The organism is Kitasatospora sp. NPDC054768 (assembly GCF_053612025.1).
Genome location: NZ_JBSHBN010000117.1, coordinates 1 through 13,551, shown reverse-complemented (window position 1 = coordinate 13,551; position 13,551 = coordinate 1). Strand labels below are relative to the sequence as shown.

Sequence of the window (13,551 nt, the reverse complement as noted above, 5' to 3'; positions counted from 1 at the left end):
TACTGCCCGGGGGCGGATACCGGGGCGGGGCGCGCGCTCGTGTCCCGGGCCGGCCTCCGCCGCCGGCCCGGCCGGGAACGGCGGTAAACCGAACAGACCGGGGCACAGTCGGACCGATTCGGGCGGGATGGGACGATACCTGCCATGCCAAGCAAGTCTCCCCCGGTCCGGGGCACCGACGCCCCGCCCGACCCGCTCCGCCGTCTGCTGCTCGAACTGGGCGACGCCCTGCTGGGCGGCGGCCTGCCCGTCCATGACGTCGAAGAGGAACTCCACTGGCTGGGGCGGGCGTTGGGGGCGCCGGACGTACGGGTCGCCGCCCTGACCAACGGGCTCTTCGTCGCGCTGGGGCCGGACGACGCCACCCGGTTCCAGCCGGTCGGCACCGCGCTGCGGTTCGAGCAGACGGCCGACGTCCTCCACCTGGTGCACCGGCTGCGGGCGGGCGAGCTCGACGGGCCCCGGGCGCTCGCCGAGCTGGACGGGATCCGGCGGGCGCCGGCCCGCCGGCCCGCGTGGGTGTCGGACCTCGGGGCGCTGCCGGTCGGGGTGGGGGTCTGTCTCTTCCTCCAGCCGGTGGCGGCGAACGTGCTGGCGGCCGGGCTCGGCTCGCTGCTCGTCGTGGGGCTGACCGTGCTCGCCCGGCGGCTGCCGTACCTGCGGCCACTGCTGCCCGTCACCGCCGGTTTCCTGGTCGCGCTGCTGGTCCTCTCGCTCGCCCGGGCCGGGCTGCTGGAGGGCCCGCTGCGGACCATCGTGGCCACGCTGGCGATCCTGCTGCCGGGCGGACTGCTCGTCACCGGGCTGTCGGAGATCGCCGCGGGTGCGGCCAGCGCGGGTACGGCCCGGCTGGTGTCCGGTGCGGTGCAGCTGGCGCTGTTCCTCGCCGGGGTGGCCGCGGCCGCGACGGCGGCCGGCGTGCCGGCCGCCGCGCTGGCCGACGTGCAGGTCGCCAGGCCGAGCTGGTGGGTGATCGCGCTGGGGCTGGCGCTCGCGGTGGCGGGCGTGGTGGTCAGCGTGAACACCCCGCCCTCGGCCGTCCCGTGGATCGTCGTGGTGATCGCGGTCAGCGTCACGGTCCAGGTGGTGGTGGGGTCGGCGCACGGCGCGGCGGTCGGCGGCCTGGCCGGCGCGGTCACCGCCGCGGCCGCGGCCACCCTGGTGCACTGGCTGCCGGGCGGTCCGCTCTGGCAGGTGCTCTACCTCCCGGCGTTCTGGATCGTGGTACCGGGCTCCTTCGGCCTGCTGCACACGGCGCAGATCGAGGTCGGGAACGGCGCGCAGTCGGTGCTGACGGCCGTGTCGGCGGTCTTCGGGGTGTCGATCGGCACCCTGATCGGCTCGGTGATCAGCCGGATCCCGCGTCCCTCCCGCGCCGTCCTGCTGCCCCGGGCCTGAGCCCGGGGCAGGCGGGGCCCCGACGCGGGCGGGGCCCCCGCTCAGGGGTGGCGCAGGGCCTCGGTGAGCCGGTGGGCGGCCTCGACGACGGCCTGGGAGAGCTGGGCGCCGGGGTGCCGGGTGAGGCGTTCGATCGGGCCGGACACCGTGACGGCGGCGACCACCCGGTTGGACTGGCCGCGGACCGGCGCGGAGACGGAGGCGACCCCGAGTTCGCGCTCGCCGACCGACTGGGCCCAGCCCCGGCGCCGTACGCCGCTCAGCGCGGTGGCGGTGAAACGGGCGCCCTGCAGTCCGCGGTGGAGCCGTTCGGGCTCCTCCCAGGCCAGCAGGATCTGGGCGGCGGCGCCGACCTTCATGGGGAGGGTGACGCCCACCGGAACGGTGTCGCGCAGGCCGGTGAGGCGCTCGGCGGCGGCCACGCAGATCCGCACCTCGCCCTGCCGGCGGTAGAGCTGGGCGCTCTCGCCGGTGATGTCGCGCAGTTGGGTGAGGACCGAGCCGGCCGCGGCCAGCAGCCGGTCCTCGCCGGCCGCCGTCGCGAGCTCGCCGACCCGCGGGCCGAGCATGAACCGGCCCTGGGTGTCCCTGCTGACCAGGCGGTGGTGTTCGAGTGCGACGGCCAGCCGGTGGGCGGTGGGCCGCGCCATGCCGGTGGCGGCGACCAGGCCGCCCAGCGTGGCGGGGCCGGCCTCCAGGGTGCCGAGGATCGAGGTGACCTTGTCGAGCACGCCGACGCCACTCGTGTTCTCCATGTGGGGGTACTCCAGTCTCGGGGCCCGGAGCAGCGGACGGTCGCTGCTCACGGCGGCTCCTGGCGGGGAGCCGGGGGGTGTGGTCAGCGAGGACGGGCCGGGGGAAACGGCCGATTGCCTGCGCCGGGCACGAGACGGGTACGCGAAAGCGCCGGGGCGGGAAGCGCCCGGGCGAAGGACAGCACAGAGAGCACCGTGTCTCCTCATCTTTCCCGCGCCACAGTGGCGACAGGCCGGAGTTGGCACTGCCCCCGGACGGCACGGCGCGTACTTCGGACGCCGGGTCGAACGGGGAGTTGCCGGGGCTTCGTAGGGCCGGTCCCTCCACCCCTCTGGATGATTCGCCAGGAACGATACAAGACTTCCCGGGCCGCTCGGCAAGCCCCCCCACCTCCGACCCCCACCCCCGACCCCCACCCCGGCCGCCGCCCGCGGGCCCGCTCAGCGGTGGCGCGGCTCCGACAGGCCGGTGCACGGGGCCCGGTCCGGGCCGCCGGGGGCGGTGGCGTCCCAGGCGCTCAGGGCGGCGAGGGCGGCGGAGCGTTCGGAGGCCGTCGGCCGGGTGCCCTCGGGGCCGAGCAGGTAGTCGGCGACCGGGGTGAGCAGCAGGGTCGCGTCGCCGGCCGGGAGCAGCAGGGCCTCGTCCCACCGGTGCCGGATGACGGTGCGGCGCAGCAGGGTGCCGTGGCGCGGCCGGAGCGGGCGGTGGCGGCCGCGGCGGCGGCGCCGTTCGGGGGCGACCTCGGTCTCCAGGACGGTGCGCACGTCCCGCAGGGAGCCGAGCGGCACGTGTTCGGCGGCGAGGTCGAGGAGGGCCGCGGCCTCCGGGGCGAGCCGGTAGGCGGCGACCACCGCGGCGGTCTCGACGGCGTCGAAGGGCTGCCCGGCGAGCTGGGCGACGTCGATCACGTCGCCCGCGAGGAAGGCGCGCCCGAGCCCCTCCTCGGCGAGGGCGATCAGGCATTCCACGTGGTCGTCGGCGGCCAGGTAGGGGCGGACCGGGACGGTGGCGAGGTCCCCGGTGAGCGCGGCGGTGGCGACCCGTACCTGGTACCACGGGTCCAGCAGCGGGTCCTCGCCCGGCCAGCGCAGGGTGACGGCGGTGTGCCGGGGCCGCTCGCCGAACAGGGTGACCTCCACGGACTCCACCGGGTGATCGGTGACCAGCCGGTTGACGGCCTGCCAGAGCGTGGCCTCGGTGGGGCTGACGAGGCCGAGCTCGGCCAGCGGCCGGGGCAGGTCGGGCGGGTAGTAGCCGGCCAGTGGCAGGTCGCGGATCGGGCGGACCCCGGTGGCGTCGGCGAGGTCGCGCGCGACGCCCGCGTAGCACTCGGCCCGGTCGCGGGCGCGCTGCAGCTCGGCGCGGGCGTGCCGGCCCATCCGGACGCCGTCCCGGGCGAGCGCGGCGAGCACCAGGTACGGGAGGTGGCGCTCGCCCCGGGCGCGGTGGAGCAGGTCGACCGGTCCGGCGGCCGGGTCGACGTCGAGCAGCCGGTGGAGCAGGTCGGTGTTCATGGGGGTCCGCCTCCGAGAGCCGTGGTGGTCGGCCGGACGGCGGCCGGGCGACCGGGGACGTGGCGGGTCCGGCGGTCGGGGCCGGGCCGACTGCGGGCGCCACACCGTCGATTGTGGTCACGGCCGATCAACGCCGGATCACCACCGGGTCGATGATCCCTCGACATCCCGCGGGGTGCCGTGGGTTGATAGGGGCTCATCGAATCGGGGGGCGGCACGTGCGCGGACGGGGGCGAGCACATGAGGCGGGCAGGTGCAGGGATGGATGATTTCCGGTTCTCGGTGCTGGGACTGATGAGAGCGCAGCGCGGTGCGACCGCGCTGAAGGTGGGCAGCCCCCAGCAGCAGGCGATGCTGGCGGTGCTGCTGCTGCGGCCCGGCCACGGCGCGAGCGCCACCGACCTGATCGACGCCCTGTGGGGCGAGGAGCCGCCGGGCACCGCGATGACGACGGTGCGCACGTACGCCTGGCGGTGGCGCAAGGTGCTGCACGGCGAGGAACCGGACACGCCGACCGTACTGACCTCGGTCGGGGACGGCTACCGGCTGGTGCTGCCCAAGCACGCGGTGGACGCGGCGCAGGCGGAGGAGCTGGCGGCGCAGGCCGAGCGCACGGCGGCCGCCGGGGAGCCGCAGCAGGCGCGTGATCTGCTGAACCAGGCACTGGAGTTGTGGCAGGGCGAGCCGCTGGCCGGCATCCCCGGCCCGTTCGCGCAGCGCCAGCGCCAGCGACTCCAGGAGCTGCGGCTGACCCTGCTGGAGGAACGGATCGCCCTGGACCTGGCGCTCGGCCGCTACTCCCGGTGCATCCCGGAGCTGACCTCGCTGACCACCGAACACCCGCTGCACGAGCGGGCGTACGGGCTGCTGATGCGCGCGCTGTACCAGGCCGGGCGGCAGGCGGACGCGCTGGCGGTGTTCCGCGGCGCGCGTCAGCTGTTCCTGGCCGAGCTGGGCGTGGCGCCCGGGGTGGAACTGGACCTGCTGCACCAGCGGATCCTGGAGGGCGACCCGACGCTGGCCGCCCCGGCGCCGGTCCTCCGGCCGGTGTCCGCCGTGCCCGGGCCGGCCGCGCCCGGGCCCGGCCCGGCGGAGCAGACCGCGCCCGGGGCCGGAACGCCGGAGCCGGCCGGCGGACCCGCGGTACCGGACGCACCCGCCGCCGCCCCGGCCGGGAACGGCGTGCCGGCCCCCAGACCGGCCCAGCTTCCGCCCGACGCGGCCGACTTCACCGGCCGTACGGTGCTGGTGGAACGGCTGGGCGGAGCCCTCGGCGCGCCCGGCCAGCAGGCGCTGGCGATCGCGACCGTGGTCGGCATGGGCGGGGTCGGCAAGACCGCGCTGGCCCTGCACGTCGCCCACCGGGTGCGCGAGGCCTACCCGGACGGGCAGCTCTACGTCGACCTGCGGGGCGCCGACGCCACCCCGGCCGATCCGGAGGCGGTGCTCAGCGGCTTCCTGGTGGCGCTCGGCGTGCCGGCCGACGCGGTGCCGGACGGACTGGACGCCCGCTCGGCGCTGTTCCGCTCGGTGGTGGACGGCCGGCGGCTGCTGCTGGTGCTCGACAACGTCCACGACACCGCGCAGATCAGACCGCTGCTGCCGGGCGCGGTCGGCTGCGCCGTGCTCACCACCAGCCGCACCCGGCTGTCCGGACTGCCCGCGACCGTCCAGGCCGACCTGGGCGTCTTCGAACCCGAGGAGGCGCTCGACCTGCTGGGCCGCACCATCGGCGCCGAACGGCTGGCCGCCGAGGCCGAGGCCGCCCGGGAGCTGCTGCTCGTCTGCGGCCACCTCCCGCTCGCGGTGCGGATCGTGGCGGCCAGGCTGGCCGCCCGGCCGAGCTGGACGGTGCAGACACTGGGCCGCCGGCTGGCGGTCGAGCGCCGCCGGATCGACGAGCTGCGCATCGGCGACCTGGAGGTGGCGGCCGCCTTCGAACTGAGCTACCGCCAGTTGACGCCCGCCCAGGCCCGGGCGTTCCGGCTGGCCGCCTCGGTGGACGGCCCGGACCTCGGGCTGCAGGCCGCGGCCGCCCTGCTGGACCTCGACGAGTACGACGCCGAGGACCTGCTGGAGGCTCTGGTGGACGTGGCGATGATGGAGTCGCCCTTCCCCGGCCGCTACCGCTTCCACGACCTGCTGCGCGCGTTCGCCCGGCGCCGTCCGGACGATCCCGGCGCGGCGGTGGCGGCCCGCGACCGGATGCTCGACCACCTGCTGGCCACCGCGTGCACGGCCTTCCAGCACGCCGTTCCCGGGGATCCGGCGGCCGGCGCGCTGGGGCCCGCCCGCAGCGCGGGCGTTCCGCTGGACGGCCCGGACGGGGCGCGGGCCTGGGCCGAGGCGGAGGGTTCCGGGGCGATCGCGCTGGCCGCCCAGGTGGCGGGCTGGACCGTCGCGGACGACCCCGCGGGCGCCCCGCCCGCTCCTGCCGACGGCCGTGCGCCGACGCATGGCCCGACACACGGGCCGGGGCAGGGCCCGGGGCCCGAGCCGCTGCGCGCCGCGATCGATCTGCTGATCGCGCTCACGCCGTTCGTCCTCGCCCCGCCCAGCCGCCAACTGGCCACCACCGCGCAGGCCCTGGCCGCCGCCGCGGTCCACCGCGCCGACCACCGGGCAGCTGGCCGGGCGCACTTCCTCCGCGGCAATGTCGCCCTGGCCGCCACCCGGCTGGAGGAGGCGGAGGCGGCCTCCCGGCTGGCGGTGGCCGCCTCCCGCTCGGCGGGCGACACGGTGATCCTGCGCCAGGCGCTGAACGACCTCGGCCTGGTCTGCCAGTTCCTCAGCCGCTACGACGAGGCCGTCGGGCACTACGACGAGGCGCTGCTGCTGGCCCGCGAACTCGGCCACCGCTCCGGGGCGCTGGTGACGACGGTGAACGCGGCGCTGGCCCGGGTGCGCAGCGGGCGGGCCGCCGAGGCGGTGCCGATCTGCCACGAGGCGCTGGCCGAACTGCGGACCCGGCACGACGATCCGGGCCGGGCGTACACGCTGTACGTGCTGGGGCTGGCGCTGCACGGGCTGGGGCGGCACGAGGAGGCGGTCACCTGGTTCGGCGAGTGCCTGGCGGTGGCCTCGGCGGCCGGTCTGCGGGCCCGGGCGGCGCACGCCCGCTACCGGATGGCGGACAGTCTGCGGTCGCTGGGCCGGACGGACGAGGCGCTGGAGCACGCCGGGCAGTCGCTGGAGCTGTGCGAGGAGCTGGGTGCCGAACGGGACCAGGGCCACGCGCTGGTGGTGCTGGGCCGGACCCTGGCCGACCTCGGGCGGGAGGCCGAGGCGGGCGGCCGGCTGCGGGAGGCGCACCGGATCTTCGTCCGGCTGGGGCTGCCGGAGGCGGCGGAGGTGGCGGGGCTGCTGTCCCTGCGGGAGGGTTCTGCCGCATCGGCCGCATCGGCTCCGTCGGCTCCGTCGGCCGCATCGGCTCCGTCGGTCCCGTCGGCTCCCTCGGTCCCGAAGGGGCGGCGGGCCGCCGACCGGCTGTCCTCGGGCTGCTGAAGAATCGATCCTGCGCCCGGCTTCGGCGCGCTCAGGAACCGGCGCGCACGGGGCCCGGCACGCTCAGGACCCGGTGCTGTTCCAGTCGCCGGTGCTGCCGTGCCCGGTGCTGGTCGGGGTCGGGGTGGGGACGGCCGTCGGCGTCGCGTCGCCGCTCACCACCGTCGCCGTCCCGGTGCCGGCCGACTCCGCCACGGCGACCGTGACGGAGAGGCCCGCGCCCAGGGCGACGACCACCCCGAGGCCGACCGTGAACAGCCGCAGGCGGGTACGGGCGGTGGCCGGACGCTGCGTCATCTCTGGTGCTCCCTTGGGTCGCTTCCCCGGGGGGAAGGGGTTCCGTCGTGGTGTGGCACCAGTCTGGCCGGGGGCGGTCAACGGCCGATCTACAGCCGAGCACCGGTGGTCACCACTGATCACCGGTGCCCGGCCGAGCCGCTTCTCAGACCTCCGAACGGATCTCCAGGGTGCAGCACTTCACGCTGCCGCCGCCCTTGAGCAGCTCGCTGAGGTCCATCCCGATCGGCCGGAAGCCGCGCTCGCGCAGCCGCGCGGCCAGGCCGACGGCCGCCTCCGGCAGCACCACGTGCAGGCCGTCGCTCACCGCGTTGAGGCCGAACACCGCCGCGTCCTCGCCGCCCACCAGCAGCGCGTCCGGGAACAGCCGCCGCAGGACGGCACGGCTGCCGGCCGAGAAGGCCTCCGGGTTGTACATGATCTCGTCGCCGTCGAGCACGGCGAGCGCGGTGTCCAGGTGGTAGTAGCGCGGGTCGACCAGCTCCAGCCCGATCACCGGCCGGCCGAAGAACTCCTGGGCCTCCGCGTGCCCGTCGGCCACGCTGCGAAAGCCCCGCCCGGCCAGCACGGACCCCGCGGTCAGCAGCAGGTCCCCCTCGCCCTCGTTGACGTGCTCCGGATCGCGCGTCTCGAAGCCCCGGGCGCGGAACCACTCCAGGTAGGCCGGGCCCTCGGCGGCCCGCTCGGCGTTGCGGAAGCGCGCGCCGAGCACCTTGCCGTCCACCACGGTGGCGCCGTTGGCCGCGTAGACCATGTCGGGCAGGCCGGGCAGCGGGTCGATCAGGTCGACCCGGTGGCCGAGCTCGCCGTAGAGGGCGTACAGCCGCTCCCACTGGGCGACGGCGAGGTCGGTGTCCACCGGCTTGGCGGGGTCCATCCACGGGTTGATCGCGTAGCTGACCTCGAAGTGGGTCGGACGGCACATCAGGTAGTGGCGCGGGCGGGCGGTGCGGGTCATCGGGGCCTCCGGGTGAGGGCGGGTCGGGAGGTGGCGCGGGGTGGGGCGGGGCGGCGCGGTCAGGCGGCGGGGTCCGACAGCCTGGTCGGGAAGTCGCGCAGGCCGCGCAGCGGGCTGGCCAGCAGCACCCCGCCGGCCGAGAGCAGCACGCCCGCCATCAGCCAGATGGTGCCGCGGGCGCCGATCACCTCGCCGAGCCAGCCGCCGAGCAGGGCTCCCACCGGGATCGCGCTGTAGTTGAGGGTCGCGGAGCTGGCCCTGATCCGGCCGATCATCTCGGGCGGGCAGTAGGCCTGGGAGAAGCTGCCGGCCAGGACGTTGCCCGCCACCACGCCGCAGACCGCGACGGCCCAGGCGAGCGCGCTGACCACGAGCGGCAGCCGCTCGCCCGCCAGCGGCAGCAGCAGGATGAAGGGCGCGACCACCAGCTCGCAGACCAGCAGCCCGCGCGCGGTGCCCAGCCTGCGGGCGATCCGCCCGGCCAGCATCGCACCGGCCAGCCCGCCGACGCTCACCAGCGCGAACACCGCGCCCACCGCGCCCGGTTCGATCCCCACGCTGCGCACCAGGAAGACCGTCTGCACCGCCTGGATGCCGTTCAGTCCCAGGTTGCCGACCGCCGCGAAGCAGGCGAACGTGCGCAGGTAGGGATCGCGCAGCAGGAACCGGACGCCCTCGCCGATCTCGCGCGGGATGCCGCGCCGTTCGGACACCGGCGGGGGGCGCTCCTCCGTCCTGATCCGCCGCAGGCAGAACGCCGACACCAGGTAGGTGAGCGAGTCGGCGAGCATCCCGCTGGCGGCGCCGAAGGCCTGCGCGAGCAGACCGGCCGCGCCCGGGCCGGCGATCTCCGCCGCCGAGGCCCCGGAGCGCAGCTTGACGTTGGCCTCCAGCAGGTCGGCCTTCGCCACCAGGGCGGGCAGCACCGCCCCGTAGGCGGTGGAGAAGAACACCTTCACCGCCCCGGTCAGCAGGGCCACCACCACCAGCTGGGCGAGGGAGAGCGCCCCCAGCCACGCGGACACCGGGACGCTGGCGAAGAGGACGAGCAGCAGCAGGTCGCAGACCAGCATCACCCGCAGCCGGGACCAGCGGTCCACCCAGGCTCCGGCCGGCAGGCCGAGGAACAGCCAGGGCAGCCAGGCGGCGGCGTTGATCACGCCTACCGCGAAGGGGCCGGCGCCCAGCGTGACCACGGCCACCAGGGACAGCGCCACGCTGCCGACGGCCGTGCCGAGGGTGCTGGTGGTCTCACCGATCCAGAGCCGGCGGAAGTCCCCCTGGGCCCACAGGCCCCACCGGCCGCGCGGCCGCTCCGGCGGCGCCGGCGATTCGATCGGGACGGTGGTGGTCATCGCGGGTCACGCTCCCGGCTTCTGGGTGTGCGGCTTCTCGGTGTGCAGCTTCTCGGTCAGCACGGCGGCGATCCGTGCGAGGGGTTCCGGCCGGGTCAGCTCGCCGTGGGCGCAGGCCAGGCGGTGGCTCTCGATCCGGCCGTCCAGGTACGGCCGCCAGCTCTGCTCGTACGGCCAGTCGGCGGGCTTGCCGGTGGTCGCCCCGAAGAAGACGGCGTCCCCCCGGTAGCGGGCCGGCACGTGCTCGGCCATCAGCTTGCGGTGCCGGTCGAAGACCTCCGGCAGCACGGCCACGGCCTCCCCGAGCACGGCCCGCAGATCGGCGAGGCCCCGGCCGTCCGCCGGGTCGTGGCCGAGCGAGTGCAGCAACTCCGCGAGGGTGTCGGCGGTTTCGACGGGCGGGGCCCCGGCGGTGCGGACCGCCGGGGCGCCGTCGAGCAGGGCCAGCAGGCCGACCTCGGCGCCCTCGGCCCGCAGCCGCACGGCCATCTCCTGCGCGACCACCGCGCCGAAGGACCAGCCCAGCAGGTGGTACGGGCCGTCGGGACGCACCGCGCGGATCTGCCGCACGTAGTCCTCGGCGATCTCGGCGACGCTCGCCGGTGCGTCGCCGCGCAGGCCCCGGGCCTGGAGGCCGTACACCGGCTGCTCGGGGCCGAGGTGGCGCAGCAGCCCGGAGTAGACCCAGCTGATGCCGGCCGCCGGATGGACGCAGAACAGCGGGGGCCGGTCGCCGCCGGCGCGCAGCGGCAGCAGGACGTCCAGCGCGTCGGGCGCCGGGCCGTGGTCGAGCCGTCGGGCGAGCCCGGCCACGGTGGGTGTCTCGAACAGCGCCCGCATGCCGGGGTCCGTGCCGAGGGCGCCGCGGACCTTGGCGAGCAGCTTCATGGCGAGCAGGGAGTGGCCGCCCAGGTCGAAGAAGTCGTCGTCGATGCCGACGACCTCCAGGCCGAGCACCTCCGCGAACAGCCCGCACAGGATCGACTCCTGCGGCGTCCGGGCGGCGCGGCCGCCGGCGAGCTGCCCGAAGTCCGGTGCGGGCAGCGCCGTCCGGTCGAGCTTGCCGCTGCCGGTGAGCGGCAGCGCGGCCAGCGGGACGACGGCGGCGGGCAGCATGTAGCCGGGCAGGTGGCCGGCGGCGAAGGCGCGCAGTTCGGCGGGGTCGAGCGGGCCGTCGGCCACCACGTGGGCGACCAGGCGCAGCCCGTCCGCGGCGGGCAGCACGGCGGCGGCGGCGACCCGCGGGTGGAGCGTCAGCACGTGCTCGATCTCGCCGAGTTCGATCCGGAAGCCGCGGATCTTCACCTGGTGGTCGGTGCGGCCGAGGTACTCCAGTTCCCCGTCGCGGGTGCGGCGGGCCAGGTCCCCGGTGCGGTACATCCTCCCTCCGTGCCCACCACCGGGCAGGAGGGGCCCGTCCCCGGCCGCGAACGGGTCGGCGACGAAGCGTTCCGCCGTCAGGCCGGGGCGGCCCAGGTAGCCGCGGGCCAGGCCCGGGCCGGCCAGGTACAGCTCCCCGGGCACGCCCGGCGGGACGGGGTTGAGGTACTCGTCCAGGAGGTACGCCCGCACCCCGGCGACGGGGCCGCCGAGACCGGGGCGCTCCGCCCCGCCGAGCGGCCGGCCGAGGGCGTAGACGGTGGCCTCGGTCGGGCCGTACAGGTTGTAGGCGGTGGTGCCCGGCGCCGCGCGCAGGCTCGTCCAGAGCTGCTGGCCGACGGCCTCGCCGCCCAGCACCAGGACGGCCGGGGCGGCGCCCTCCAGCAGGCCCTCGGCGAGGAGCTGCTCGGCGTAGGACGGGGTGACGTCCATGGCGCCGATGCCCTCCGCGCGCACGTACCGCACCAGCGCGGCCGGGTCGCGGCGCAGCTCGTCGCCGATCAGGTGCAGCTCGTGCCCGGCGAACATCCAGAGCAGGCTCTCCAGCGACCCGTCGAAGCAGAGCGAGGCGGTGAGCGCGACGCGCAGTCGGCCGTGCACGGCCTCGGCGGCGGCGATCGGCCCGGCCCGGTGGACGGCCAGCAGGGCGGCGAGGCTGCCGTGCTGGACGACGACGCCCTTGGGTCGGCCGGTGGAGCCGGAGGTGTAGATCAGGTAGGCGGCGTGGCCGGCCGAGGCGCGCGGGGCCGGGTCGGTGTCCGGCCCGGTGGCCTCGGCGAGGGCCAGCACGGGGGTGCCGGCCAGCGCCTCGGGCCGGGGCCAGCCGTCGTCGGTGAGGACGAGGGCGGGGGCCGCGTCGGCGAGAGTGCGGGCGGTGCGGTCGGCCGGGTGGTCGGCGTCCAGCGGCAGGTAGGCCGCGCCGGCCTTGAGCACGGCCAGGGTCGCGATCACGCTCCCGGCCGAGCGCGGCAGGGCGAGGGCGACCACGGACTCGGGTCCGATGCCCCGCCCGATCAGGTGGTGGGCGAGCCGGTTGGCGCGGGCGTTCAGTTCGGCGAAGGTCAGCCGGACCTCGCCGCAGACCAGCGCGACGGCCTCCGGGGTGTGGGCGGCCTGGGCCGCGAAGGCGGCCGGGACCAGCGGGAGTTCGGCCGGCAGGGCGGCGCCGGCGGTCGGGAGCGCGGCGCGCTCCTCGGCCGACAGCAGCTCGATGCGGCCGATCGGCAGCTCGGGCCGGGCGGCCACCGCCGCCAGCAGCCGGCCGAGGCGCACGGCGATCGCCTCGACCGTCTCCCGGTCGAAGAGGTCGGTGGCGAAGTCGATCGCGCACTCCAGGCCGGCGGGCGCGCCGTCCGCGTCGAAGGACTCGCCGAGGCCCACGCTCAGGTCGAACTTGGCGACCGTCCCGGCGGAGGACACCGCCGAGGCGTCCAGGCCGGCCGCGGCGAGCGGCGCCGAGTCGCCCCGGCCCTCCAGCAGCAGCATCACCTGGAAGAGCGGGTGGCGGGCCAGCGAGCGGGCCGGGTTCAGCTCCTCCACCAGGCGTTCGAAGGGCACGTCCTGGTGGGCGTGGGCGTCGAGTTGGGTCTCCCGGACGCGGGCCAGCAGCTCGGTGAAGCTCGGATCGTCGGACGTGTCGGTGCGCAGCACCAGGGTGTTGACGAAGAAGCCGACCAGCTCGTCCAGCGCCTCGTCGCCGCGCCCGGCCACCACCGAGCCGATCGGGACGTCGGTGCCCGCGCCGAGGCGGGTGAGCAGCGCGGCGAGGGCCGCCTGCACGGTCATGAACATCGTCACCCGGTGCCGGCGCGACAACTCGCCGAGAGCGCGGTGGAGTTCCGCGCCGTACGGGACGACGACCCGCTCGCCGCGGTGCGAGGCGGCCGCGCGGCGCGGCCGGTCGACGGGCAGCGACAGCTCCTCGGGCAGGCCGGCCAGCGCCTCGCGCCAGTGGGCGAGCTGGCGGGCGAGCAGGCTCTCCCCGTCCTCCTCCCGGCCGAGCAGTTCGCGCTGCCAGAGCGCGTAGTCGGCGTACTGGACGGGCAGCGGCGCCCACTGCGGGGCCGCGCCGCCGGTGCGGGCCGCGTAGGCCGTGGCGAGGTCGCGCAGCAGCGGGCCCATCGACCAGCCGTCCCCGGCGATGTGGTGCAGGACGAGGGCGAGCAGGTGCTCCCCGGGCCCGGCCGGGATGACGTGGGCGCGGACGGGCAGGTCGGCGGCCAGGTCGAAGGGGCGGGCCGTGCAGCTCGCCGGCTCGGTGCCGGGCGGCAGCAGCTCGACCCGGACGCGGGCCTGCCCGGCGGGCAGGATCCGCTGGTAGGGGGTGCCGTCGAACTCCTCGATCAGGGTGCGCAGGCTCTCGTGCCGGGCGACCACGTCGCCGAGGGCG

8 protein-coding genes and 1 riboswitch are annotated in these 13,551 nt (G+C 76.6%); of the genes, 2 read left to right on the top strand and 6 right to left on the bottom strand.

Translation table 11 applies throughout. The annotated features are described in order from the left end of the window. Positions 1–144 precede the first annotated feature (144 nt). On the top strand, positions 145–1,398 hold the full coding sequence (locus tag ACWGKU_RS28610) for a threonine/serine exporter family protein (protein WP_452179980.1): 1,254 nt from the start codon (positions 145–147) through the stop codon (positions 1,396–1,398). Between the two features lie 41 nt (positions 1,399–1,439). On the opposite strand, the gene ACWGKU_RS28605 is transcribed toward ACWGKU_RS28610, so the two are convergent. Together ACWGKU_RS28605 and ACWGKU_RS28600 are read right to left on the bottom strand one after the other, a co-directional pair. Beyond that, positions 1,440–2,153 (bottom strand): IclR family transcriptional regulator, encoded by a 714-nt coding sequence (locus tag ACWGKU_RS28605; RefSeq protein ID WP_401056597.1) that lies wholly within the window; start codon positions 2,151–2,153, stop codon positions 1,440–1,442. A 200-nt stretch (positions 2,154–2,353) separates the two neighbouring features. Then, a riboswitch (SAM riboswitch) is annotated at positions 2,354–2,496 on the bottom strand. A gap of 98 nt (positions 2,497–2,594) precedes the next feature. Beyond that, positions 2,595–3,668, bottom strand: coding sequence for a hypothetical protein (locus ACWGKU_RS28600; RefSeq protein ID WP_452179981.1), 1,074 nt, complete (start codon positions 3,666–3,668; stop codon positions 2,595–2,597). 261 nt (positions 3,669–3,929) lie between these two features. Between ACWGKU_RS28600 and ACWGKU_RS28595 the strand changes: the two genes are divergently transcribed. After that, positions 3,930–7,172, top strand: a complete 3,243-nt coding sequence (locus ACWGKU_RS28595; protein WP_452179982.1) for an AfsR/SARP family transcriptional regulator — start codon at positions 3,930–3,932, stop codon at positions 7,170–7,172. A 63-nt stretch (positions 7,173–7,235) separates the two neighbouring features. Here ACWGKU_RS28595 and ACWGKU_RS28590 read toward each other — a convergent pair whose 3' ends face one another. The 4 genes from ACWGKU_RS28590 to ACWGKU_RS28575 all read right to left on the bottom strand — a co-directional run. After that, a complete protein-coding gene (locus tag ACWGKU_RS28590) occupies positions 7,236–7,469 on the bottom strand; it encodes a hypothetical protein (protein WP_452179983.1) in 234 nt (77 codons plus the stop codon). A gap of 145 nt (positions 7,470–7,614) precedes the next feature. After that, positions 7,615–8,427, bottom strand: coding sequence for a dimethylargininase (gene ddaH / locus ACWGKU_RS28585; RefSeq protein ID WP_452179984.1), 813 nt, complete (start codon positions 8,425–8,427; stop codon positions 7,615–7,617). Between the two features lie 59 nt (positions 8,428–8,486). Beyond that, positions 8,487–9,782, bottom strand: coding sequence for an MFS transporter (locus ACWGKU_RS28580; RefSeq protein ID WP_452179985.1), 1,296 nt, complete (start codon positions 9,780–9,782; stop codon positions 8,487–8,489). Positions 9,783–9,788: 6 nt separating this feature from the next. Further along, positions 9,789–13,551: non-ribosomal peptide synthetase (locus ACWGKU_RS28575; protein ID WP_452191619.1), on the bottom strand; the 3,763-nt coding region annotated here is incomplete at its 5' end.

Coding starts and splice junctions, on each gene's coding strand:
- ACWGKU_RS28580 (WP_452179985.1), bottom strand. CDS start 9,782: ATGACCACCACCGTCCCGATCGAATCGCCGGCGCCGCCGGAGCGGCCG.
- ACWGKU_RS28610 (WP_452179980.1), top strand. CDS start 145: ATGCCAAGCAAGTCTCCCCCGGTCCGGGGCACCGACGCCCCGCCCGAC.
- ACWGKU_RS28595 (WP_452179982.1), top strand. CDS start 3,930: ATGGATGATTTCCGGTTCTCGGTGCTGGGACTGATGAGAGCGCAGCGC.
- ddaH (WP_452179984.1), bottom strand. CDS start 8,427: ATGACCCGCACCGCCCGCCCGCGCCACTACCTGATGTGCCGTCCGACC.
- ACWGKU_RS28590 (WP_452179983.1), bottom strand. CDS start 7,469: ATGACGCAGCGTCCGGCCACCGCCCGTACCCGCCTGCGGCTGTTCACG.
- ACWGKU_RS28605 (WP_401056597.1), bottom strand. CDS start 2,153: ATGGAGAACACGAGTGGCGTCGGCGTGCTCGACAAGGTCACCTCGATC.
- ACWGKU_RS28600 (WP_452179981.1), bottom strand. CDS start 3,668: ATGAACACCGACCTGCTCCACCGGCTGCTCGACGTCGACCCGGCCGCC.